Source organism: Faucicola osloensis, assembly GCF_020041925.1.
GTDB lineage: Bacteria > Pseudomonadota > Gammaproteobacteria > Pseudomonadales > Moraxellaceae > Faucicola > Faucicola osloensis_D.
Genome location: NZ_CP083409.1, coordinates 1,933,829 through 1,956,959, shown reverse-complemented (window position 1 = coordinate 1,956,959; position 23,131 = coordinate 1,933,829). Strand labels below are relative to the sequence as shown.

22 protein-coding genes are annotated in these 23,131 nt (G+C 44.5%); 10 read left to right on the top strand and 12 right to left on the bottom strand.

The window, feature by feature from the left end; translation table 11 throughout:
- Positions 1 to 215: 215 nt before the first annotated feature.
- Together LAJ61_RS08665 and LAJ61_RS08660 are read right to left on the bottom strand one after the other, a co-directional pair.
- Positions 216 to 500, bottom strand: a complete 285-nt coding sequence (locus LAJ61_RS08665) for a YbdD/YjiX family protein (RefSeq protein WP_036598588.1) — start codon at positions 498 to 500, stop codon at positions 216 to 218.
- An 85-nt stretch (positions 501 to 585) separates the two neighbouring features.
- On the bottom strand, positions 586 to 2,676 hold the full coding sequence (locus tag LAJ61_RS08660; RefSeq protein ID WP_409035001.1) for a carbon starvation CstA family protein: 2,091 nt from the start codon (positions 2,674 to 2,676) through the stop codon (positions 586 to 588).
- Positions 2,677 to 3,197: 521 nt separating this feature from the next.
- On the opposite strand from LAJ61_RS08660, the gene LAJ61_RS08655 reads away from it, so the two are divergent.
- The 5 genes from LAJ61_RS08655 (at position 3,198) to scpB (ending at position 7,343) form a co-directional block, all read left to right on the top strand.
- Positions 3,198 to 4,187, top strand: coding sequence for an LpxL/LpxP family acyltransferase (locus tag LAJ61_RS08655; protein WP_224054837.1), 990 nt, complete (start codon positions 3,198 to 3,200; stop codon positions 4,185 to 4,187).
- Between the two features lie 118 nt (positions 4,188 to 4,305).
- On the top strand, positions 4,306 to 5,397 hold the full coding sequence (gene trpS, locus LAJ61_RS08650; RefSeq protein ID WP_224053590.1) for a tryptophan--tRNA ligase: 1,092 nt from the start codon (positions 4,306 to 4,308) through the stop codon (positions 5,395 to 5,397).
- 10 nt (positions 5,398 to 5,407) lie between these two features.
- Positions 5,408 to 6,013, top strand: a complete 606-nt coding sequence (locus LAJ61_RS08645) for an O-methyltransferase (protein WP_224053589.1) — start codon at positions 5,408 to 5,410, stop codon at positions 6,011 to 6,013.
- On the top strand, positions 6,013 to 6,801 hold the full coding sequence (locus tag LAJ61_RS08640; RefSeq protein WP_224053588.1) for a segregation and condensation protein A: 789 nt from the start codon (positions 6,013 to 6,015) through the stop codon (positions 6,799 to 6,801). Before LAJ61_RS08645 ends, LAJ61_RS08640 begins: the two co-directional genes overlap by 1 nt.
- Positions 6,798 to 7,343, top strand: coding sequence for an SMC-Scp complex subunit ScpB (gene scpB / locus LAJ61_RS08635; protein WP_224053587.1), 546 nt, complete (start codon positions 6,798 to 6,800; stop codon positions 7,341 to 7,343). Before LAJ61_RS08640 ends, scpB begins: the two co-directional genes overlap by 4 nt.
- 67 nt (positions 7,344 to 7,410) lie before the next feature.
- Here the strand turns inward: scpB and LAJ61_RS08630 are convergent, their stop codons facing one another.
- On the bottom strand, positions 7,411 to 8,109 hold the full coding sequence (locus LAJ61_RS08630; protein ID WP_224053586.1) for a DUF805 domain-containing protein: 699 nt from the start codon (positions 8,107 to 8,109) through the stop codon (positions 7,411 to 7,413).
- A gap of 234 nt (positions 8,110 to 8,343) precedes the next feature.
- Between LAJ61_RS08630 and rluB the strand changes: the two genes are divergently transcribed.
- Positions 8,344 to 9,207 (top strand): 23S rRNA pseudouridine(2605) synthase RluB, encoded by an 864-nt coding sequence (rluB, locus tag LAJ61_RS08625; RefSeq protein ID WP_036591148.1) that lies wholly within the window; start codon positions 8,344 to 8,346, stop codon positions 9,205 to 9,207.
- A 96-nt stretch (positions 9,208 to 9,303) separates the two neighbouring features.
- On the opposite strand, the gene LAJ61_RS08620 is transcribed toward rluB, so the two are convergent.
- The 5 genes from LAJ61_RS08620 to LAJ61_RS08600 form a co-directional block, all read right to left on the bottom strand.
- The gene (locus LAJ61_RS08620; RefSeq protein ID WP_224053585.1) at positions 9,304 to 10,026 is read right to left on the bottom strand and encodes a hypothetical protein; all 723 of its coding nucleotides are present in this window, start codon (positions 10,024 to 10,026) and stop codon (positions 9,304 to 9,306) included.
- 198 nt (positions 10,027 to 10,224) lie between these two features.
- The gene (locus tag LAJ61_RS08615; RefSeq protein WP_007115494.1) at positions 10,225 to 10,545 is read right to left on the bottom strand and encodes a hypothetical protein; all 321 of its coding nucleotides are present in this window, start codon (positions 10,543 to 10,545) and stop codon (positions 10,225 to 10,227) included.
- A 104-nt stretch (positions 10,546 to 10,649) separates the two neighbouring features.
- The gene (locus LAJ61_RS08610) at positions 10,650 to 10,958 is read right to left on the bottom strand and encodes a hypothetical protein (RefSeq protein WP_188875439.1); all 309 of its coding nucleotides are present in this window, start codon (positions 10,956 to 10,958) and stop codon (positions 10,650 to 10,652) included.
- Positions 10,959 to 10,993: 35 nt separating this feature from the next.
- Positions 10,994 to 11,752 (bottom strand): ribulose-phosphate 3-epimerase, encoded by a 759-nt coding sequence (gene rpe / locus LAJ61_RS08605; RefSeq protein WP_409034962.1) that lies wholly within the window; start codon positions 11,750 to 11,752, stop codon positions 10,994 to 10,996.
- A 474-nt stretch (positions 11,753 to 12,226) separates the two neighbouring features.
- Positions 12,227 to 13,348 (bottom strand): endonuclease/exonuclease/phosphatase family protein, encoded by a 1,122-nt coding sequence (locus LAJ61_RS08600; RefSeq protein ID WP_224053584.1) that lies wholly within the window; start codon positions 13,346 to 13,348, stop codon positions 12,227 to 12,229.
- A 317-nt stretch (positions 13,349 to 13,665) separates the two neighbouring features.
- Here LAJ61_RS08600 and asd point away from each other — a divergent pair, with 317 nt between their 5' ends.
- The 3 genes from asd to LAJ61_RS08585 all read left to right on the top strand — a co-directional run bounded on the left by asd (position 13,666) and on the right by LAJ61_RS08585 (position 18,472).
- Positions 13,666 to 14,808: an aspartate-semialdehyde dehydrogenase gene (gene asd, locus LAJ61_RS08595; protein WP_224053583.1), complete on the top strand. Its 1,143-nt coding sequence runs from the start codon at positions 13,666 to 13,668 to the stop codon at positions 14,806 to 14,808.
- Between the two features lie 453 nt (positions 14,809 to 15,261).
- On the top strand, positions 15,262 to 16,719 hold the full coding sequence (locus LAJ61_RS08590; RefSeq protein ID WP_224053582.1) for a type IV pilus assembly protein FimV: 1,458 nt from the start codon (positions 15,262 to 15,264) through the stop codon (positions 16,717 to 16,719).
- 157 nt (positions 16,720 to 16,876) lie between these two features.
- Positions 16,877 to 18,472: a hypothetical protein gene (locus LAJ61_RS08585; RefSeq protein ID WP_224053581.1), complete on the top strand. Its 1,596-nt coding sequence runs from the start codon at positions 16,877 to 16,879 to the stop codon at positions 18,470 to 18,472.
- Positions 18,473 to 18,586: 114 nt separating this feature from the next.
- Here LAJ61_RS08585 and LAJ61_RS08580 read toward each other — a convergent pair whose 3' ends face one another.
- From LAJ61_RS08580 to LAJ61_RS08565, 4 genes are all read right to left on the bottom strand, one after another.
- On the bottom strand, positions 18,587 to 19,123 hold the full coding sequence (locus LAJ61_RS08580) for a gamma carbonic anhydrase family protein (RefSeq protein WP_224053580.1): 537 nt from the start codon (positions 19,121 to 19,123) through the stop codon (positions 18,587 to 18,589).
- A gap of 105 nt (positions 19,124 to 19,228) precedes the next feature.
- Positions 19,229 to 20,324, bottom strand: a protein-coding gene (gene prfB, locus LAJ61_RS08575; protein ID WP_145951654.1) for a peptide chain release factor 2 whose coding sequence is annotated in 2 segments (ribosomal slippage) — positions 19,229 to 20,251 and positions 20,253 to 20,324 — 1,095 coding nt in all. Because the reading frame shifts where the segments join, the coding sequence is not laid out codon by codon here.
- An 82-nt stretch (positions 20,325 to 20,406) separates the two neighbouring features.
- Positions 20,407 to 21,111, bottom strand: coding sequence for an HAD family hydrolase (locus LAJ61_RS08570; RefSeq protein WP_224053579.1), 705 nt, complete (start codon positions 21,109 to 21,111; stop codon positions 20,407 to 20,409).
- 30 nt (positions 21,112 to 21,141) lie between these two features.
- On the bottom strand, positions 21,142 to 21,978 hold the full coding sequence (locus LAJ61_RS08565; protein WP_224053578.1) for an energy transducer TonB: 837 nt from the start codon (positions 21,976 to 21,978) through the stop codon (positions 21,142 to 21,144).
- A 435-nt stretch (positions 21,979 to 22,413) separates the two neighbouring features.
- Here LAJ61_RS08565 and LAJ61_RS08560 point away from each other — a divergent pair, with 435 nt between their 5' ends.
- Positions 22,414 to 23,130 (top strand): hypothetical protein, encoded by a 717-nt coding sequence (locus tag LAJ61_RS08560; protein WP_224053577.1) that lies wholly within the window; start codon positions 22,414 to 22,416, stop codon positions 23,128 to 23,130.
- Position 23,131: the final 1 nt, after the last annotated feature.

Here is a 23,131-nt window from a genome sequence, read left to right as displayed (position 1 = left end):
AACACTTAGGCAAAATCAAAAACGCTTGCTAAATCAATAAATCTTTTTAACCACTATCCCTTTTTTGCCCCTAAGTGAGGCATTAACAACGCGTGGTCAACTGACAAGCTGGCAATAGTATGCAAAATCATTGCCAATATTTACAAAAATTAACAATTCAATTTTTGATAAAAAAAACAGCCTAATTTTAGACTGTTTTTTACCGATTTATAGCGTTAGCAAGGGCATCGCTTCATGCTACCGCCATTACTCGGGTAGCGCGCATCGACGCAGTAGCGAAAAAAGGTCTTTTCATCCATTGGCTCTAGGTCAGGATGCTGCTCCTGCATATGGCTAACGTAGGTCGCATAATCAGGGACACCGACCATCAAACGAAAGCTTTGTTGCATCCGTTTGACCAGCGTGATTAGGCGGGTCATATTTTTTGGGCTAAAAATTACTTCCTTTTGCGCCTTTAAGGTCATTTTAATCAAGTTAGCGATTAACGCGTTATTACTCATGTGACTCTCCTTCTATCTGCCTAGCATGGTTTTGGTGAAAATTAAGCAATTGCATAATATAAGTGCAATCACTGTTAATTTTTCACTAATGCGGTGCAGAAATATTCAAGGGTTTTGGATCTTCATAAATCGCCTCACCTTCAACCACGGTAGGTTTATCACTTGCCAAGGCTTTTGTTAATGCGCGAATGGTACCAACCATCATCACAATCAACACAATCATAAAGAAGCCACAAAGCACGGCATCCACATAGTTTGAGAATACGATGGTTTGCATCTCATCCAAGGTCTTGGCAGGTTTTAACACTTCACCTTTAGCAATCGCGGCGCTGTATTTGTGCGCTTGCGCTAAGAAACCAATCGCTGGATTTTCATGGAAGATTTTTTGCCAACCCGCTGTCAGACAGGTAATCAATAAGAAAACCGTGGGTGCCACAGTGACCCAAGCATACTTTTGTTTTTTCATTTTGAATAAAACTGCAGTGCCTAGCGTCAATGCCATGGCTGCCAAAATTTGGTTACCGATGCCAAACAGCGGCCACAATGAGTTAATACCGCCAAGCGGATCAATGACGCCTTGGTAGACGAAGAAACCCCAAGCGCCGACTGCAATCAAAGTCGCAAGCAAATGCACGCCGAGATTGGTTGAGCCACGTACCGACGGCACCACGATGCCGATGGTATCTTGTACCATAAAACGACAAGCACGCGTCCCTGCATCGACTGCCGTCAAAATAAACAAGGCTTCGAATAAAATCGCAAAATGATACCAAAATCCCATCATCGCGGTACTACCAAAGATAGACGACAGGATATGCGCCATCCCAATTGCAAAGGTCGGTGCACCGCCTGTCCGTGAGATAATGGAGCTCTCACCCACTTGCTGCGCTAGCGTCGTAAGCGCATCAGGGGTAATTACAAACCCCAATTTTTGGATAGCCGCTGCAGCGGTCTCGGGTGTCGTACCTAAAAGCGCAGCTGGCGCATTAATCGCAAAATACATACCAGGGTCAAGAATGGTGGCACAGATCATTGCCATGATACCCACCATCGACTCCATGAGCATAGCACCATAACCAATGGCGCGAGTATCTACTTCATTGTCCACAAGTTTTGGGGTCGTACCACTCGATACCAACGCGTGAAAACCAGAGATAGCACCACAAGCAATGGTAATAAATAAGAACGGAAATAACCCGCCTTTAAATACTGGTCCCGTGCCATCGATAAATTTGGTAACCGCGGGCATTTTTAACTCTGGCATGGTAAAGATAATCGCCACTGCCAAACCTGCAATCACCCCTATTTTTAAAAAAGTAGATAAATAATCACGCGGCGCAAGCAGCAGCCACACAGGCAATACCGATGCTACCACACCATAAATCATCAAAGCCCAAGTCAGTTGGGTACCTGTCAAGGTAAACAATTCAGCCATTGCCGGGTCTTTGGCAATATCACCACCAAATACAATCGCTGCCATCATCAACACAAAGCCAATGATAGACACTTCCATGATTTTACCTGGGCGTAAATAGCGCATGTAGATGCCCATCAGTAGCGCGATTGGAATCGTTGCCGCGATGGTAAATAGTCCCCAAGGACTGTGCGCTAGCGCCTTCACCACCACCAGTGCCAGTACTGCAAGAATAATGACCATCACGCCGAGTGCACCGAGCATCACCGTAATACCCGTAAAAGTACCCAGCTCGTCTTTTGCCATTTCACCCAGTGATTTGCCATCACGGCGGGTCGAGATAAATAGTACCGTAAAATCTTGCACTGCACCTGCAAATACCACCCCAATGATGAGCCATAGCGTACCTGGCAAATAACCCATTTGTGCCGCTAAGATAGGACCGACTAATGGACCTGCCCCAGCAATCGCAGCAAAGTGGTGACCAAATAAGACGTATTTATTGGTAGGAACATAATCTAAGCCATCTTTTAGGCGGTGAGCCGGTGTCACGCGGCGGGGATTGAGTTCAAAGACTTTTTTGGCGATAAATAAGCTATAGTAGCGATAAGCAATGCTGTACGAACACACGGCAGCGGCGACGAGCCATACGGCATTGATACTTTCGCCGCGGTGCAGGGCGATTGTCCCTAATGCCACTGCGCCAATAATTGCAACAAGTAACCACACTATCTTTGATAGCATGGGGGAGTTACTTGTCATTGCGGAATTTGTCTGCATGTCAACTCCTTTTTATATAAGGTCATCCTGGGGTAGAGATAAAAGCAATTATCTTCAACTGAACTAAATTAACATGTAATTAAGTTAAACAATAATTGCTAGTTTTTTGTAATATTTTGCAAATTGTAACATGGTTTGGTGGTCATTCGTCATTCAATGTATCCCTGTTACCCAATATATACCAAATTTACTGGCTTTAGCCTGCGTCGTTGTTTGGTATAATGAGCCAATGAGCTTAAAAGCCTGTATATTTTAGCCTATATTTTTTGACCAGTTTTACAAACTTAATGGTCTAAGTCGCTACTACAGCATTTATTTTTGCATTTTTTATATATTTTTATGCTTTTTTTAATGAAACATACCCTATGAAACCAACCCAAAATCATAAACCCCAAATGTTTGACCCAACAGCCAAAATGAACTCGGTTGATACTGCCAGTAATAATAGTGCCAGTAATGTCGATGCCAATCTGCTGCATCAGTCAACCGTAACACTTGAAGGCATGCCAAAGGTGAGCGAGTTGCAAAAACTGCAATCAGATAACCGTACAGCGCGTAAGCCTTTTCAGTGGCAGTTTTTGTTGCCGCAATATTGGGGGATTTGGCTTGGGGTTGCGCTAATTTTGCCATTGATTTATTTGCCGTTGCGCTATCAATTTAAAATCGGTCATTTTTTGGGAAAATCGTTATTTGGACTAATTAAAAGCCGCCGAGCCGATACTTTGACCAATTTGTCATTGGCATTCCCAGAGCTCAGCGAAGATCAGCGTTTAGAGATGGCAGAGAAGATTTTTATCAATGCAGGTGTAGGGATATTTGAGAGTCTGTGTGCGTGGTATCGACCTGATGTGTTTACCCGATGTGTCACTGTATCTGGGCTGCACCATGTCAAAAACGCCCAATCGCAAGGTAAAGCCGTTATTTTACTCGGTATCCATTCGACTTTGCTCGATTTGGGTGGACGGCTGACCACCATGTTTACCCCGCTGGATGTGGTGTATCGACCGCAAAACAATGCGCTGCTTGATTGGTTTATTTTTAACGCTCGCTCAAAGGTTTATAGCGACCAAATCAGTCATCGCGATATGCGCCATTTTGCCAAAAATCTTAAAGATAATCATGTGGTATGGATCACCCCCGACCAAGATTTTGGGCTAAAACAAGGCGTGATGGCAGACTTTTTTGGGGTACCCGCTGCCACCTTGACCGCACCACGTCGCATGGCAAAACTCGGCAATAAAGCCAATCCGCCTGCCGTAATGATATTGCATTTTTATCGGGAAACCCCGGATGAGATGCCAAAAGGTCGCAAACCGCATTATCACATCATCTTCTCGCCTATCATTGACAACTACCCAACCGAAGATGAATTAGCGGATGCCAAACGCATCAATCAGCTATTAGAAAATTATATCCGTATCGACCCGACCCAATACATGTGGTTTCATCGGCGCTATAAAACCCAGCCTACTGGTATCCGCTATTACCGCTAATTTTGCTCATATGGCTCAGCCAATTTTTGGCATGAATTTATAGTCAAAAACCGCTATACTAACGGACAATTTTTTTGCCTATTTTGTACTTTTTTTGCTTTTGTTTGGAATTTTGAATATGAATGATAAAACTGCCGCGCCGCGCTGCATTTTAACGGGTATCACCACCAGTGGTATTCCCCATCTTGGCAACTACGTCGGTGCCATTCGCCCAGCCATACAATCGGCGATACAAGGCGCCAGTACGGGAGAAAGCGACGCTTATTTTTTCTTGGCGGATTTGCATGCACTTATCAAATGCCACGACCCTGAGGCGATTCATGCCTCGACCAAGGCAATTGCCGCGACGTGGCTTGCATGTGGTCTCGATCCTGAACGGGTGGTGTTTTACCGCCAGTCGGACATTATCGAAATTCCAGAGCTAACTTGGGTACTCAACTGTAACTGTGCTAAAGGGTTGATGAACCGTGCGCACGCCTACAAAGCCGCCGTAGATGCTAACCGTGAAACGCCAGACACTGACCCTGATTTTGGCATTTCGATGGGATTATTTAGTTATCCTGTGCTAATGGCTGCGGATATTTTGATGTTTAATGCCACCCATGTCCCTGTGGGGAAAGACCAAATCCAGCATATCGAGATGGCACGTGATATCGCAGGTACCTTTAATTTTCGCTATTGTGACCCAGAAAAACCGATTTTCGTACTGCCCGAAGCCATGGTAGATGATGACACGCCGCTACTGACGGGGCTTGATGGTCGTAAAATGTCAAAAAGCTATGGCAATACCATTCCGTTATTTGGCGACCCTTCATCAAATCAGTCGCAAGTAGACGGTGAAAAAGCGCTGCGAAAAGCCATCATGCGTATTGTCACCAATTCACAATTGCCAGAAGAACCCAAAAACCCCGATGAATCCACGATTTTTGAGATTTATCGTGCATTTGCTAGCACAGAAGAACAACAACTACTGCGTCAACGTTTTGAACAAGGTATCGCTTGGGGGGATGCCAAAGAAGTGTTGTTTGAAAAAATTAACAGCGAAATTGCCCCTTTCCGGGCTCGTTACAATGAATTGATGGCGAATCCAAAGGAATTGGAAGAAATCCTACAAATGGGCGCAGAAAAAGCCCGCCGTGATGCGCGCAAACGCCTTGAAAAAGTACGAAAAGCCATTGGTATCAGACCCCTTGCCAAACTCAAAAAATAACGAGTCACTCATGTCATTTGCACACTTTAAAGCCTACACCGATAGGCTTTATCAAACCGATAAAGCCTTTGACGATGCGCAGCCCAACCGTCTCAACCGACATCGCCACCTTGAGCCTGATTCAGCCGAGTTTCTTGCCAGTCTGGTTATCAGTAAGCGGGCTAAAAATATGTTAGAAATTGGCACATCAACAGGCTACTCTACACTATGGCTAGGCTATGCGTTAGCCCAAATCAATCGCGCCAATACCGCGGATACTGCCACATTGACCTCGATTGATATTGATGAATGGCGATTACTAACCGCGCGCAATCACCTGCGCACCTTGCAGTTTGACCACAATATCACGCTACAACAAGTCGATGCGAAGGATTTTTTACGTCAGTCAACCGCCCATTTTGATGTGATTTTCTTGGATGCAGAGCGCAGGTTTTATGGTGACTATGTGGCTGACTTTAAGCGATTGCTCACCTTTAGCGATATGCTGATCGTCGATAATGTGATTTCTCATGCCGATGAAGTAGCAGCGTTTTTGTCAGCCTTTGAACAGGACAGCAACTATTTGTGCTCTACCCTATCCATTGGGGCAGGATTGTTTGTGGCGGTTCGACAGTAGTGACCAATTTAGCCATTCGAATTTTTGAGACGCCTGTTCAAAGTCTGCCCGAAGACCTCTATATTCCGCCTGAAGCCTTTGCCATTTGGCTAGAGCAGTTTGAAGGTCCGCTGGATTTTTTGCTGTACTTAGTCAAAAAAAATAACTTTGATATCACCACCACAGCGATTTTGCCGATTACCGAGCAGTACCTGACTTATATTGATGAGCTCGATGACAATCATTTTGAGTTGGCAGGCGATTATTTGCTGATGGCAAGTACCTTAATTGCTATCAAAAGTGAATTGTTACTACCAAGCCCGCAACAGCCAGAGGATGAAAAAAACCCCACCAAGCAGCTGATTGACAGACTTGAACAATACGCCCAAATCAAACACGCCAGTCAGCGTATCGATGCGTTAATGCGGCTTGAGCGCGATGTGTTTTTGGCATACGCCAGTTTGCCAAACCCTGATATATTAGCCAAAGAGATGGCACCCTATCCTGCCACCATGCTTGCCGACAGCTTAATCAAAATGCAGCTAAAGCCCGATTACCAAATGCACCATGTCAAAGCCGATATCGTACCATTAGCAGAGCGTATGGCAAGTATTAGCCGTATGTTGGCAAGTCGTGGTCAAGGCACTTTCCACGACATATTAGATAAATCACAAGGCAAACTGGGTGTGGTGGTGAGTTTCGTTGCCATTTTGGAATTAGCCAAACAGCGGATGCTAAAGTTTGTCGCACAAGATGATGACAACACTTCCGATGTAAGCGAACTAACCTTGATATGGGCGTCGTCATGACCGATTTTAACCAACAACATCAGCTTGCCCAGCAGCATAGCAAATCTATCGAAGCGATTTTACATGCCTCAGAAACCCCGATTACTGCCAAACAGCTATGTCACTGGCTATCGATTAATCCAAACCAACTGAGCATGGCGCTCACGGTCTTGCAGCAGCGTCTATCACAAGGCGCGTTAACCTTAGCGGATACTGCTAGCGGCTACCGATTGCAAATCGCCAATGACTTTAGCCCGCTTATTCAGCAAGTTTTTCCCCAGCGTCAAGAAACCTTAAGCCAAGCGTTATTAGAAACGTTAAGTGTGATTGCTTACAAACAACCGGTGACGCGTGGCGATATTGAGCAAATTCGTGGCGTGACTGTATTGAGCAATATCTTACGGCAACTATTTGATAAAGGCTGGATTATTGAGCAAGGATTTCGCGATACGCTGGGACGTCCTGCACTACTGCATACTACCCCAGCGTTTTTAGCCGCCTTTGGGCTTAAAAACTTGCAAGATTTACCAAAGCTAGCTGATGTGCAACAGCTTGAGATATAAAAAAGCTGCCGACTGGGCAGCTTGTTAAAGACCCTGTTTAAAAACCCTGCCTCAACAACAACCTGCCTCAAGGCAAGCGGCGAGCAGGGGCGCCCCACTGGTTGACATTCGGCTTGGTATCTGTGCAATACCATACCAGCAGCATAATCCCGCCAATGATGGGAATAAAAGCGATCAGCATCCACCAGCCTGATTTATTAACATCATGTAAACGGCGAACACCTACTGCAATATTGGGAATCACTAACGCCAAAGAAATAAGCCCCGCCACAATGCCATCAGTACCAATCATATAATCGATAATTGCCCCACCCAGATACAACATGACCCACGCCAAATAAAAATACCAATATTCTTTACGTCTAGCACGCCCTTTAAAATTGGCATAATTGCTGAGACTTTTTTTGACCCAATCAAAAAAGCCATAATTTTCTTCAATCGCCCATGCTGGATTGACGGCATTCATGCCCACTGCGTGAGTAACTTGACCATAGTTGGCAGTTGTAGGGTTGTCTGTATAGCCGTGAGGGATGGGCGCAATCGTGCTATCTATCGGTTTGTTCAGATTAATAGCATTGCCTGCGGCAAGACCGACAACTGCCACTGCATAACCCTGCGCATCGACACTAAATTCTACTTGTTGTCCTGCCATCGGTGCCGTGGCTTGTTGCCATTGTTGGCTAGTAAATGGGTAATTTTTTCCGTCCTCCGCCATGATGATACCTTGACCATGTTGCGGCGAGAAATTGGCTATTTGCCCTTTCATTGTTATTATTCCTTTTAGTTGTATTGATTCACTTATGTCGATGATTATAACGTAAAATAATTTTTACAATGTGATATTATTTATATTAAATTTTTGGTTAAAATACTGGTTAAAATTTAGCCACATGAGTTTATACTAGCTTTCAATCATCGCTTGTCCTACAATAGGCACAAGCATGAAGTTTCATGCTAGCACAACATTGTGAAATGTTGCTACCTATTAAAGGATTATTGAATGAAAGACGAAAAACTGCAAAAAGCGCTCGCCCGTCTAGGCTTAGGTTCGCGCCGCCAAATGGAAGATGTGATTCGCGAAGGTCGCGTCAGTGTTAACGGGACTGTCGCTACCATTGGTGACCGTGTCGGACAGGGCGATGAAATCCGAGTCGATGGACGTTTGCTACGCTATACCGCAGAAAACGAAAAACGCCGCCGTATCTTGATGTATTACAAGCCAGAAGGCGAAATTTGCTCAGCCCATGACCCAGAAGGTCGTCCCACGGTGTTTGAGCGCTTGCCACCACTGAACCATGACCGCTGGGTAATGGTGGGCCGGTTGGACATCAACTCAACAGGTTTATTGCTATTTACCAATGATGGGGAACTGGCTCACCGTCTGATGCACCCATCAAATGAAATAGAGCGCGAATATGCGGTGCGTGTGATGGGCGAAGTCACCCCTGAGATTATCTTAAATCTCAAACGTGGCGTCATGCTAGAAGATGGTATGGCACAGTTTGATGACATCGTTGAAAAAGGCGGTGAAGGTATCAATAAATGGTACCAAGTCAAACTCAAAGAAGGTCGCAATCGTGAAGTACGCCGCTTATTTGAATCGCAAGGCTTAAAAGTAAGCCGACTACTGCGTATCCGTTACGGCTCTGTCAGTCTCCCAAGGGAGCTTCGCACGGGTCGCTATCTTGAGCTAGATCGCCGTGAGATTGACACCTTAGCAGGACTTGTCAACATTCGCCCGCGCCAAGGCACAGGGCTTTACGGCATTGCCAAACGCCGCCAAGAACGCTTTGAGAAAAAACCGCTAAAAGCGCGCCGCGGCGGTCATCACTTACGCCGCGATAAAGAAAAAAGAAGCAGCTAACCACTATAAAATTTACACAAAAAGCAACTTACAAAAAAGCGTATCAAATTGATACGCTTTTTTTATGTTAATCTACCAATGTTAATCTACCATCAACTACGTGCGATTTTTGACATAGCGGTAAGTTGACGCAAATTGCTGGCTGACTTCATGAAACATCTCATTGAGCAATTCATCTAATTGCAGATTGACCCGAGCCAATACCTCAATTAGCATCTCGCCTGCGGTCATCTCACCCTGAATTTTTTGATTGAGCTGACTGGAATGATATTTGGCAATTTGGTCATACTGGTGTACTGCTTCAGGAATCGTCTGCTCAATCAAGCGATTGACCACAAACTTATTTTCAGTCAACCATTGGGTTTGCGGATGGTCTGCTTGATTGGCTGACTGGCTTTGGTCGCGTTGCCACGCCTGATAACGAATGAGTTTGTCATGGATGGTATCAAGCAGCATTACGGCAGCTGTTGGCATACGTTCAATTGACGCGCCATCAATACCTAAAATCGAAGGTGAAGATAATCGCGGTTGTTGAGTTTTTGCTTTAAACCATTTTTTATTGCGCGCATGTTTGCCAACACGTGGCATCAACTCAAAACGGCTATCACTACCGAAGGTATTGGGAATTGGCAGGTTTGATTGGTACGCCAAGCGCATGGTTTCTGGTTTTGCCGGCGATGCTGTGGGCGGTACAGAATATTGAGACATTCCGACCTCAATACCTGCCATGTCATGCAGTTTATACCAAGCCAGCCTTATCCATCGATACACTAGAAAGCTTATCAATACAGTCAACAATATACCGAGCAAAATATTCATCTATACGCCCTAACAGCTTGTATATCAATAACAGCCTGCCTATAAAAAGCAAATATAGCATTACTATGATTGCAACTGTTTAAAAATTCAAGCATATTAGCGTTGGCTAAGCCTAAAAATTCATCGGTCAAAAAAAGTGTTGCGCAAAACTTTTAGCGATTACTTTTAGCTATTAACTGTTACCCTAAATCGTCATGTTTACATGGTATGCCAATAGCGAAGTTTATTGATTTCAAATAAAAATGCCACAAACATACCGAGATAATACGCCAATTTAAGCTCAAAACTGTCATCCCGTAACTTAAAAGGTAATGCGCAAAGGGTGACGGCAAGCGGAATCCACAATAGCATAAACACCCAATTTTCGATGACATTGAGCCAGCCTTGCATTCCCTTGCTACTGCGTAAAGCCGCCAACCCTAACAGCAAGCAAGCAACTATCAGTGTGTTGATTAAGCCTTTTGGAAGATTGCTGGGATAAATCGATAATTCTTGCTTAGTATAATGTGGCAATGCCATTCAATAAATTCCTAAATAATTACTGAGGATTGGTGTTATGTGTAGCATCAATTTTTAGCGTTAATGTCAATGTCTTGATGGGTGCCGACTCGCCGAGCGAACCGCTAAGAATATGCCGCCATCATCCATAGCATCGCCACACAGCTAAATAACAAACCCAAGGTTAATGCATTGCGATTTTGAATCGGTGCACGCCCTGAGTAGCGATTTAACACCTTTGACCCCACGACAAAAGCCAGTGGAATACCTAGCCAAAAAATCGCAATGGTACTCACCAGTGAGGGCAGCATTGATGATAAACTATCGCCAAACATCAACCTAAACCCAAAACCTGCCAACCCTAGCAACACCGCAAATATTGCCAGCCCAATTGTCAGACCTTTGGGTACTAAAGACGGGGATTGAACATCCATACCAATTTCCTTGTGTATGATTCCTTGTGTAGCATTTACGCTGGCAAGCGACCGACCAAAGCCAGTTCGGCACGCATCGCGTCAATCGCTTGGCGATAATCAGGTTGGTTAAATATTGCTGAACCGGCGACGAACATATCCGCCCCTGCTTCGGCAACCGCACGAATATTACTGGCTTTGATACCGCCATCGACTTCAAGACGAATATTGCGACCCGATAGCCTAATCATTTCGCGCACCGCTTCAATTTTTTTGAGGGTGCCATCAATAAATGCTTGCCCACCAAACCCTGGGTTAACACTCATCAATAAAATTTGGTCAACTTTATCCATCACATAGTCTAGATAGTGTAGCGGCGTGGCGGGATTGAGCACCAGTCCACAGTCAGCACCCCCATCTTTGATGAGTTGTAACGAGCGATCGACATGTTGCGTGGCTTCTGGGTGAAAGGTAATGATGCTAGCGCCCGCTTTTAAGAACTGCTCAATCATACTATCAACCGGTGACACCATCAAATGCACATCTATCGGCGCAGTTATCCCATAATCACGCAGTGCCTGACAAATCATGCTACCAAAGGTCAGATTTGGGACATAATGATTGTCCATCACGTCAAAATGCACCACATCTGCACCTGCGGCGATAACCTTCTCGACCTCCTCGCCCAGACGGGCAAAATCTGCCGACAAAATCGAAGGGGCAATCAGAAATTGGCTATCATTGTTGGGATGGGCAAATTTATTAGGGGCTTGTTTAGGTGAGTCTTCAAGAATTTCAGACTGGTTCATCATCATTGTCCGTCAGCTTTGATTAAAAAGTGCGGATATTTTAGCAAAGATTATTTTAAAAAACTTCGACTATTTGGTGACTAGGACTATTGACAGCGATTATTTGCTGCCCGTGAAAATAACTACCGCCACAAGCCTTGCAGCATTTGCATGTAAGTAGTCAAAACAAGCAAAAAACAAGGTAGCTAGACTATGCTAGATTATGCTAGATTATGATTGATAAGTACCAAAAAAGATAAAACCCAAGTCTTAGGGCAATAGACTTGGGTTTTAGGGCACTTCATGTCAACTATGTTATTATTATTGGCTTTCCATGATATTACTCATCCTGAGCGTCTCAACACTACCATTCCTTGGTATCATCCTTGTGTTGATGAGTTCATTGTAGGTTGTTGCACGGTTGGTTACTAGCCGCAAAAGGCGGAATCTGTTGTAAGCAAATGCTTACATGGGGTTTTAGCTTGCCCGCTGCTAGATTTCTCATGAGCCTTTCAATAATTTGCTAGCATCACTAGCGCTATCACGCTGAGCCTCCGATAGTTTTTCGCCTTCTTTAACCCCTTCTTTGATGGTTTCTTTCGCCTCTTGGTGATCGGCGATGCTTGGCAAAGGTTCAGGCTGCTCATCCATGACTTCAGGTTCATATTGTAACGTAGTGAGCACGGGAAAATGGTCGGAGCCAATGTTCGGCATACGCGCCATCGATACCAGCGTGAAGTGATTGCTGTGAAAAACATGGTCAAGCGCCCAGCGCAAAAATGGGTAACTGGCATGAAAGGTATTGATGAATTTTCGCCCAATGCGAGGGTCTAGTAGTCCTGAGATACGCTGGAACATGCGTGTGGTATGCGACCACGCCACATCGTTGAGATCACCTGCAACAATCACCGTCAAGTCGTTGGCGTTGATATGTTTGCCTACCATTAACAGCTCAGCATCCCGTGTCACCGATTTATCCGCTTCGGTTGGACTCGGTGGCATGGGATGCAAGCAGTATAGCCAAACAACCTTCCCCATGGCTAGGCGAACTTGGGTATGAATCGATGGAATATCATCAACCACCAGATATTTTACTTGGGGATTGATAAGCTCAAGCTTTGAGTACAAATGCATACCATATAAGTTATCGAGTGGCACTTTGACGTTAAATGGATAGTCAGCCTCAATGGCGCTTAAAGCGTCTTGCCACGCTTGGTCAGTTTCGAGTGTCAATACAATATCGGGTTGATGGCTATGGATAAGGTCAATCAAAGCTTGTTTATTTGGATTGGTCGTCAACACATTGGCAACCAACAATTTCACTTGATAATCGCGTGATTTTGGCTGTGCCGTTTGCACTTGTTTCTTCCACAAAAACGTATAAGGCAACACCATGTACGCTTGCATAGCCAGCGCAATAAGCAGCAGTAAAATCAATCCCATCTGCCAACGACTGTCAAAAGCGCCCAGCCAAAGTAAGCCAATGAGCGCCACCAACCCCAAAAAAATCAATTGATTCCTGGGAAAATCAGCAACCCTAAACCACCATTCAAACCTAGGGATGGTTGCCCAAAAAGTTGCAAAAACCACAAAACCTGCTAGCAACTGTAACAACAGCGTCATTGTCTATCCTTTCATGTTATATTGCATTTCACGTTGGTCAATATTAGCTTGTTATCATTAGCTTGTTATCAATAGCATGGCGATATAGTAGCCGCAAAAATAATGCTGATAAATTGCAGTTGTGTTGCCAAACGCTATTTTTCACCCTGACATCGCTATCAGCCTACCATCTATAGCTAAATAGATGCCCCATCTAAAAAAAAATTCACTTGCAAAACCTTACAAATACAGGCAAGGTAACAGGTTACTAATTGAAAAATCAATGTGAATTTTCTGCACTATTTATTTTATTTTGTTTACAGTAAGGAAGGGTTATCATGAGTCAGCTACGCGTAGGTTTGGTCGGATGGCGTGGAATGGTCGGTTCGGTATTAATGCAACGTATGATGGATGAAAACGACTTTGAAGGCATTACTCCCGTGTTTTTCTCTACCAGTAATGCCGGTGGCGATGCCCCTACCCCAAATGGCATTGCCCCTAGCAAGCTTGAAGATGCGCATGACTTAGCGGCTTTAGCGGCTTGTGATGTCATTATTACTTGTCAAGGCGGCGACTATACTAAAGAAGTCCATCAACCGCTACGTGATAAAGGCTGGACAGGTTACTGGATTGATGCAGCAAGCACCCTACGTATGACTGACAATAGCATCATCGTCCTAGACCCAGTCAACCGCAATGTCATTGACGACGCTATCAAAAATGGTCAAAAAGACTTTATCGGTGGTAACTGTACGGTATCTTTGATGTTGATGGCGATTGGCGAGTTGTTCAAACGCGATTGGGTTGAATGGGTATCTGCGATGACTTACCAAGCGGCAAGTGGTGCGGGCGCCAACAACATGCGTGAGCTGATCAAAGGCATGGGCTACATCCATGATGGCGTTGCAGACGAACTTAATAACCCGGCAGGCGCAATTTTAGAAATTGACCGTAAAGTAGCCGAATTACAACGTAGTAGCGAATTCCCAAAACAATACTTTGGTGTGCCGCTTGCTGGTAGCTTAATTCCTTACATTGATGTGCAGCTAGAAAACGGGCAATCAAAAGAAGAATGGAAAGGCTGTGTTGAAACCAACAAAATCTTAGGCAATGATGCAGACAAGACTAATGCCAACATTGTGCCGATTGATGGTATCTGCGTGCGTATCGGTGCCATGCGTTGTCACTCACAAGGCTTGACCATCAAACTAAAAAAAGACATCCCTCTAGAAGAAATTGAAGCTGCGCTTCGTAACAGTGGTAATGAGTGGCTAGATGTGGTAGAAAATGACAAAGCAGCAAGCGTTGAGCGTCTAACCCCAGTGGCGGTCACTGGCACCCTTAAAGTTGCCGTAGGTCGTCTTCGTAAGATGAATCTAGGTGGCGAATATTTATCCGCCTTTACCGTTGGCGATCAGTTGTTATGGGGCGCGGCAGAGCCACTACGCCGCACACTTGCGATTATCCGCAATCAATTATAAACTCAAGGTTTTATAAAAAACACGCTGACTAGGGCGTGTTTTTTTATGCCTGGGTAGATAAATCTGATGTTGTTAATCCGTTATTTACCCCTGAAAAACCCCATGACCAGTAGACAGGGATTGCCGTTGTCAGGGTATTGTCAGGGTATTGATAGTATAGCTTCATTATCCAAGCATCAATCCACGTATCAATCCGCGCGTAAATTGCTATCAATAGCGGGCTTTATCCCAAGCTTTATGCCAATAATAAGCGAGTCAGACTATTGAGAGTTTTGGACAAAAAGTGTAAAGTTGAGCAGATAATTTGACTGAAACTTTTGTCAAGTTGTTGGACTATCGATTAATTTGATATTTGAATATTGCCTGTCGGTATATTGACTACCGTGCGACCACACAAGTAGGCATTTTTTAACACCCCTAACTAGGCTATGATACCTTCAGCAAGGATTTTTTATGTCTTGGCAAAAATACTCTGTACACTTGGTATTGGGTTTTCCCTTATCGCTTCCCATTGTCGCTTATGCCGTCAATATTGGCGATACTTATGTACAAACCCAACAAAACCAACCTTTAAACGCCAGTATTAATGTCAGTGATATCAATCCAAGAACTTTTTCTGTCAAAGTCGCCCAAGCTGATGTCTATCGCCAGCTAGGCTTGTCAAAAGATGCCGATATTCAAATCAAATTTGTCCCAACCAGTAGCAATGGCGGTCAGATTGTATTGACCACCAAACGTGCGATTAATGCCCCATTTACCGATGTGGTGCTCAATATCACGGAAAATGGCGTGACCAAAACACTGCCAAAAACCTTGTTGATGCCTATCGACAGCGCACAAAAAATCACCACGCAAGCCAATACCACGGCTTTGCAATCACCTGCGCAAAACATCGTCATAGGTTCGGCCAATCCTGTGCAGTTGCCTGTTATGTCGCCCGACCCTATGCCCATGCAGCCGATAACGTTGCCATCAACCACCATCAACCAGCTGCCTAATTTACCTACGACTGGTATGCCCGCCGGCGCCGCCCCAATGACGCTGGCTAGCGAAAACAGTGACTACCTGCGTATTCAAGAGACGCGAACGGTTCGATCTGTTCAGCCAAATGGCGCTGTTTATACGCAAGCCGTGCCACAAACGCAAAACCCCATGCAAACAAGCGCCGCAGACAATCAATTGCCAAGCCCAGCAGCTAGTTATGGCAATCAAGCTTTAGACAAATCCAAATCCAAATTTGAGTATAGCGCCAAAAACCCGCAAATCATTGGCCAGACAACTACTTATACACTACAGCGCAATGACAACCTTTGGACCATCGCCAATAATATCGCAGCGGCGAACCGCAAAGATGTGGGTCAAGTGATGGCAGATATCATGGCAGCCAACCCGACCGCGTTCCCCGATAATGACCCAACCAAACTTGTCGCCAATACCCAATTACAAATCCCAAAATATAAAGTAGTCCCTTCACAAATTGGGATAAAATCAGCCAATAAAGCGCGACAACAATATCGTCAAAACAAAAAACGTGTCGCAAGCAAAAAATCTGTCATCGCACCAAAATCTGCTGCCAAACAACCAGCCACCCTAAAAACGACAAAAAAGACACTTAAAGCACAAAAACCACCGCGGCCATACGCAGCGACTAAAAAATCTGAAATGACCATCATCGCACCTAATCATAGCAATGGTTCAGTACAAGGTCAAAGTACCAAGAACAAGGTGGGCAAGGGCATGTCATCGCAAGTGGCGGCTCAAGTGCAACAAAAACGCCAAGCCACCGCCCAGCAAGCCACTAAAGTTAACAAACTCAATCAAGACTTAGTGGGCGCTGAAAATCGCTTGAAAATACAAAACACCAAGCTTGCCCAATTAGAAAAACGCTTAAAAGAGTTAAACAAAAAATAATACAGCGCGTGGATGATATTGCCTGTGTGCTGTGTCATTTCATACCGTACAACAAATTTGTGGTGATTCATTAGTCGCATAAAGCGGTAGCTTATATCTTGCTATGCCCTAATGATAACTATCTACCGTAACGATGAGGTGAAAGATGGATCCGATAATGATAGGTATCGCAGCAGTGGTGATTTTGGTAATCGTTGCTGGCGTTTTCTTGATGAAAAAAGGTAAAAGCCAGACAAAAGTTGATACTCAGACCCAAGTCAAACGTCCAAAAACCTTAGCTGAGCAGCAGCGCGAACTAGAACTGCAACGTCAATCGCAGATGCCAAGCCCAGCTACCGCTGACCTACCGCAAACGACTTTGCAGACTGTTCAAACCCTCAATCTCACCACCCAAGCCAATAACTTAAAAATGCTGGTAGATGAAGAACAATCGATAACTGCACGCAGCACTGCGATGACCCATACCCCTGAAGCTGTTGAATCAGATGGACTTGATTTTGATCTGCCAGGCTTTAAACAAGACAGTGATAAGCCAGCTGTCAATAGCCATTTACAGGTTGCCATGCCGAGTGTGACTGAAGTGGCACAGCCAGCAACCCTAGCTAATGGTGCTAGCAACGATGCCGATAATGAATTAGATTTTGACTTTGCACTCGATGTGCCTGAAACCAAAATTGCACCTGTCCCGCCTGCAACTGAGCCTACTACCGAGAATACAGCGGCGCAATCACAATCAAATGAGTTAACTTTTGACGATTTTAATTTTGATCTGCCTAGCAAAGAGCCCGCGACCGCTGAGACTGTCACTGCCCCTGCCCTACAATCGCCTACCGAAATTTTTGCGCCGATAGATGAACCTGTAACCACCACTTTGGCAAGTAACGTCAATAACGAGGCTATTAGCGACAGCGATTTTGATTTTGACTTTAGTTTACCAGAAACGCAATCAACACCTACCGCTACTGCTGTAGAACCAATGATAACTACCCCAACGGCTGCACCGAGCGCTGACAACAATATCGCAGATGATTTTGATTTCGACTTTGAGTTGAACGCTGAGCCAGCGGTTACTCCAACCAATGACGCTACTACAGAAGCCGACTTAATCTTTGACGCGTCAGATACCAAAGCATCTAGCAATCTATTTTCCGATGCAGCAACTTCTGTACCGGTTGCAAGTGATGAAGCCACAGATATTGCATCGTTTGATTTGGATGATGAATTACTACTCCAAGCAGAAGCAACCACATTAGCCACACCTGTTACCCCATCGGTCGCTGAGCCTGTTGTTGACTTGGCAGAAGTTAGCGCCCCTAGCCAATCTGATTCGCTACTGATCTCAGATGATATGTTTGATTTTGCGCTAGACGATGACACGACCAAAGCGCAAGACGCTACGTCAAATGTCTTGGTCACTGAGCCTACCCCATCGGATGACTTGATTGATTTGTCTTTTGATGATGCAGCTACTCAAGCAACTAATCAGACAACTACGACCCCAACCGCTAGTCTTGAAACGATATCGATAGCAGATGAGGGAAGCCCAACAACGGCACCAGTCGTTGAAGATTTATCAGCGATACTCGATGTGATTAAGGATATCGACACGGATACGTTAAACGTAGATTTGGCAGAACAGTATGTGAATTTAGGGGAATACGACAGTGCCAGACGCTTGCTTGATGAAGTCAAAGACAGCAACAACACGATATTGGTAGAACGTGCTGCAGCGTTAAGACAACGTATTGCTTAATCATGTATTGCATAAAAAAAGGATAGTAAAGTGACTATCCTTTTTTTTGGTCTAATTTTTTTTGAATTACTGAATTACTGAATTACTATTATAACAACTTAATACGCAAAAAACTTAATACTCAATCGCTAGGGCTTTAAGCCCTGCTTTAACAGCATGGGCTTTATCAACATAATGTAAAGCTGATTGTTGAAGCATAACTTCGCGCGCTTGCGGCAAGGTTTTGACAACTTTAGCTGGGCTACCCATCACAATGGAATTATCTGGGATTTGCATATTTTCGGTGACAAGCGCATTGGCACCGATGATGCAATTTTTGCCGATTTGGGCATTATTGAGCACAATCGCACCGATACCAATCAAGCTATTATCACCAACAGTGCAGCCGTGTAGCATCGCCAAATGCCCAATCGTCACGCCTTCGCCAATGGTGACGGCGATACCCTCATCGGTGTGTATCACACTGTTCTCTTGCACATTACTATTTTTGCCCAAATAAATCGGCGCATTGTCCGCGCGTATCACCGCGCCAAACCACACACTGACGTTATCAGCTAAATGCACATCGCCGATGATTTCAGCCGAGTCTGCGACCCAGCCTGTGAAGGGTGCCTGATAAGTGGGTTTTTTGTCTTGCCATTGGTACAGCATATCAAATCCTTATGAAAAAAAAGCGCGTCAACTAAAAAATTGACCCTCTAATTTTAGCAAGTGCGGATAAATTAGCAATGGGTTATTGTGGCCAATGCAGTTAAATCAAAGCCCTGCTTTTAGGCTCGCTTCGATAAATTTATCCAAATCACCATCCAGCACCGCTTGGGTATTGGAAGTTTCCACCCCTGTACGCAAATCCTTAATCCGCGAGTCATCGAGCACATACGAGCGAATTTGACTCCCCCAACCGATATCCGACTTGGTTTCTTCTAGCGCTTGTTGCTTTTCCATACGCTGCATCATTTCACGCTCGTACAGTTTGGCGCGTAGCATTTTCATTGCCGTGTCTTTGTTGGCATGTTGGCTACGTTCATTTTGACACGCGACCACAATGCCTGTCGGTTGGTGAGTGATACGTACCGCAGAGTCAGTGGTGTTAACGTGCTGACCGCCGGCACCGCTTGAGCGATAAGTATCGATGCGTAAATCGGCAGGGTTGATATCAATCTCGATATTATCATCAATTTCAGGCGATACAAACACCGCCGCAAACGACGTGTGGCGACCGTTGTTGCTATCAAACGGTGATTTTCTCACCAAACGATGCACGCCGATTTCGGTACGTAACCAGCCAAACGCATAGTCACCTTTGACATGTATCGATGCGCTTTTAATCCCTGCGACACCACCTGCTGATAGTTCCATGATGTCGGCTTTAAAGCCATGTGATTCACACCAGCGCAAATACATCCGCAGTAGCATCTCTGCCCAGTCTTGTGCTTCGGTACCGCCTGAGCCTGACTGGATATCAACATAGCAATTGTTGCCATCCATCTCACCGCTAAACATACGCTTAAACTCTAAATCTGCGACTTTGGCTTCGGCCTCATCGAGTTCCGCTTGTACGTCTGCCAATAAGGTCGCATCATCGGCTTCCACCGCTAAGTCAATCATGGCTTTGGCATCTTCTAACTTGTCATCTAAAGCGGTAATCACGCCAATGACATTATCAAGCTGCGATTTTTCTTTACTGATTTTGGTGGCACGCTCTGGGTCGTTCCACAATTCTGGGTTTTCAAGCTCTAAATTGACTTCTTCCAAACGCTCTTGCTTGGCTTCGATGTCAAAGATACCCCCGAAGCTGGTTGCCACGGTCAGTTAAGTCTTTGATATGCTCTAAATACGGGTTGATTTCCATGCGTGGTTACCTTAACGTGTTTCTATGAAAAATGCGCCATTATACCTGAATCTGTCACTGGATTCATCTCAGCCGTCGCCCACTAAGCCTGCGCTTTCATCGACCAATCTTCCACTGCCCAATGATGCGCTAAGGCATGCGCGTGTAGGGTATCATCGGGGCAGACTGCAATCGCTACATCCGCCCATTCTAATAGCGGCAAATCATTTTTTGAATCCGAATAGGCATAAGTTTTGGTATAAGTAATGCCTTGCGCGTTTTTTTGAGCAATCCAATTTTTTAAATGCATGATTTTGCCTTCTTTAAAGTTTGGCTGTCCTGCGACTTTACCCGTGTATCCCTGCTCGGTGACTTCAAGCTCAGTGGCTAAAATATTATCTTCCTCTACCAAAAATAATTTGTTAGCAATCGCTTTGACCACAAAGGCATTGGTGGCGGAAATCACTACTACATCGTGCCCTGCTTGTAAATGTGACTGGATAGCGTTAACCGCTTTTGGACGCACTTTCGGCGCGATTTCATCTTGCAAATATTGCTCACGCCATTCATGTAACTGGGTCAAGGTATGCTGTTTTAAAAAGCTTGCCACAAACTCATTATAGACGACCGCATCGAGCGTCCCTGCAATATAGTGCTCATAAAACTCCCGATTTTTAGCACGATACAGCGATTCTTCTACCAGATTATGTTTGACCAAAAATTCGCCCCACATATAGTCACTATCGGTATCGATGAGGGTGTTATCGAGGTCAAATAGCGCCAATTCTTTGTGTAGTACGGTTGACATAGGATAGCCTTTAGCATAGTTAGTGAAAAGTTAAATTGCGGGGTTTTGGTCATCAACGGTTAAGGTATCACCAAATCGCCAAGTACGGATAATACGCAGCTCCAAATAATCTTGCATTTGCTTTGAGAATTTACCAAATGGCGCGGCTTTACGCACCGAATTTTTTGCTGCTTCATCCAAGATGGTAGCGCCTGATGACTGTAAGACCTTGATGGATTTGACTTGCCCGTTAGGCTCGATAATCACCATCAGCATGACATCGCCTTTGATGCCTTTGGCGCGGGCTTCTTGCGGATATTGCTGGTTGCCAATATGGTAGGCTTGTTGGCGAAAATTCTCGATATAGCGCGCGGCTTCACCCGTGGTGGTGGAGTTACTGCTGATAGTTTTGACCGCAGATTTTTTGGCTAGTAATTGGCGATTACTGCTGATTTTGGTTTCAAGAGTGGCAATTTGTGCCTGTACCCGCTGTTCTTGCGCGGCTAGATTTTCGCTATCATCTTGTTTTTTATTATTATTTTCTCTGCGGATTTTTTCAAAGCTTAACGTGGTACGTAGATAACTTTCTTGAAACGCTTGTTGACGCGTTTGGCGTTCTTGACTCACGATATCATCGGTGTCATTGATTGCTTCGTCTTCTAAGGGACTCATAGTATTATTTTCAAGCCGTAGCTTTTCGTTGGACTCACCACCACCTTGCTGGCCGGCATTGGCGATAAAATCGGCTTTTTCATTCTTTTGCAGATTTTCGGTCAACACCGTGGTGACTTCTTGCACTGCTGCGGTTGGTGAGCTTTTATCTTCAAATTGGATGCCAAAAATAACAGCCGCATGAATTGCCACCGCCGTAATGGTAGCAAATAGCATGACGCTGTCTTTGCAAGGCGCAGTATGTGGCATTAACTTTTGAAAAACATCACGGTGACTGTCTTTACTATACACCAAACTATAACCCTTTGAACGATTAGGACGCTATCACTAGGAAACTACCACTACAACCTTGCTAAAAAAATACAAATCACTCATGTATTATAACGCGCAGATATTATAGATTAAATCAAACATTGGCTAAAGCTAAATTCATACGCCAGTAGCAATCAGTGGTTAGCAATCAATAAGTAGCAAGAAATAAGTAGCAAGCAATGTTTACCAATTAATGGTACAAGATTTTTTGTAGACGGGTCAGTGACTTTATGATTAGTGACTTTATGATTAGCAACTTTATGATTAGCAACTTTACAATGCCCAAAAACTGACTACAATAATAGCTTTCAATATAAATATAAAAACTGAGAAACGATAGTGATAACAAGCAAAACGCAACTGGATGAATTTTTTGCCACCCATTCTGAAGAAATCGCACGTGAGCTGGTGCAAAAATCGCAAACGTGGTATGAAAAAATCGAAGATTTTGCCGGTCAAGAGTTTATCGTACCCGCCACCGAAAAACAGCTAAACGATGCCATTCAAAAATTTGTGGTTGAAAAAGTCAAAGCGATATTGAGTATGCATCTGGAGATTCATGAAGGCTGGCTTCGACTGTATGCAACGGTCAACTATAATGGCATCTACGCTGACCTTGCTGTCAATTTAGGTGTGGTGCATGCCCAATTTGACCGTTATCGCCAACGCTTGGTATTTCAGCAATTGACTGACACCGATGTCATTGCCTTGTATTCAGATTCGTATCTAAAATCAAAAGCGATTCGTGCGGCGCTTTGGTTTTTTAAACGGGTGTTAAAAAAAGACCCGCTCGGCATGATTTTGGAGAAAATCAATTTGGTGCACCAAAAAGATGATATCTTGTATCTTGATATTGGTCGCTGGCTGAAGAAAAACGAGAAAATCATGGCGACGCTGCGCAAGGTGCAGGTGAATCATGGCTATCTTGCTGAACAGCAACTACTGCTGAGAGCCAATGCCAACGTCGGTGAAATTCTCAATATAGGTAGTAGCGACCAGTTGATTACCGAAGCGGATAATCCTGCAGTGACCAATAACGCAACAAAAGCGGCTTAGT

Bases quoted from the DNA above. Each gene is read 5' to 3' on its own strand.
- scpB (WP_224053587.1), top strand. From the start codon at position 6,798: ATGACCGATTTTAACCAACAACATCAGCTTGCCCAGCAGCATAGCAAA.
- LAJ61_RS08665 (WP_036598588.1), bottom strand. From the start codon at position 500: ATGAGTAATAACGCGTTAATCGCTAACTTGATTAAAATGACCTTAAAG.
- LAJ61_RS08655 (WP_224054837.1), top strand. From the start codon at position 3,198: ATGCCAAAGGTGAGCGAGTTGCAAAAACTGCAATCAGATAACCGTACA.
- LAJ61_RS08565 (WP_224053578.1), bottom strand. From the start codon at position 21,978: ATGCTATTTGCTACCATTACGGCGGTGGCAATTCATGCGGCTGTTATT.
- LAJ61_RS08570 (WP_224053579.1), bottom strand. From the start codon at position 21,111: ATGTCAACCGTACTACACAAAGAATTGGCGCTATTTGACCTCGATAAC.
- LAJ61_RS08645 (WP_224053589.1), top strand. From the start codon at position 5,408: ATGTCATTTGCACACTTTAAAGCCTACACCGATAGGCTTTATCAAACC.
- LAJ61_RS08615 (WP_007115494.1), bottom strand. From the start codon at position 10,545: ATGGCATTGCCACATTATACTAAGCAAGAATTATCGATTTATCCCAGC.
- LAJ61_RS08580 (WP_224053580.1), bottom strand. From the start codon at position 19,123: ATGCTGTACCAATGGCAAGACAAAAAACCCACTTATCAGGCACCCTTC.
- LAJ61_RS08585 (WP_224053581.1), top strand. From the start codon at position 16,877: ATGATAGGTATCGCAGCAGTGGTGATTTTGGTAATCGTTGCTGGCGTT.
- LAJ61_RS08620 (WP_224053585.1), bottom strand. From the start codon at position 10,026: ATGAATATTTTGCTCGGTATATTGTTGACTGTATTGATAAGCTTTCTA.
- LAJ61_RS08660 (WP_409035001.1), bottom strand. From the start codon at position 2,676: ATGACAAGTAACTCCCCCATGCTATCAAAGATAGTGTGGTTACTTGTT.
- rluB (WP_036591148.1), top strand. From the start codon at position 8,344: ATGAAAGACGAAAAACTGCAAAAAGCGCTCGCCCGTCTAGGCTTAGGT.
- rpe (WP_409034962.1), bottom strand. From the start codon at position 11,752: ATGATGATGAACCAGTCTGAAATTCTTGAAGACTCACCTAAACAAGCC.
- LAJ61_RS08610 (WP_188875439.1), bottom strand. From the start codon at position 10,958: ATGGATGTTCAATCCCCGTCTTTAGTACCCAAAGGTCTGACAATTGGG.
- LAJ61_RS08630 (WP_224053586.1), bottom strand. From the start codon at position 8,109: ATGAAAGGGCAAATAGCCAATTTCTCGCCGCAACATGGTCAAGGTATC.
- LAJ61_RS08590 (WP_224053582.1), top strand. From the start codon at position 15,262: ATGTCTTGGCAAAAATACTCTGTACACTTGGTATTGGGTTTTCCCTTA.
- LAJ61_RS08600 (WP_224053584.1), bottom strand. From the start codon at position 13,348: ATGACGCTGTTGTTACAGTTGCTAGCAGGTTTTGTGGTTTTTGCAACT.
- asd (WP_224053583.1), top strand. From the start codon at position 13,666: ATGAGTCAGCTACGCGTAGGTTTGGTCGGATGGCGTGGAATGGTCGGT.
- trpS (WP_224053590.1), top strand. From the start codon at position 4,306: ATGAATGATAAAACTGCCGCGCCGCGCTGCATTTTAACGGGTATCACC.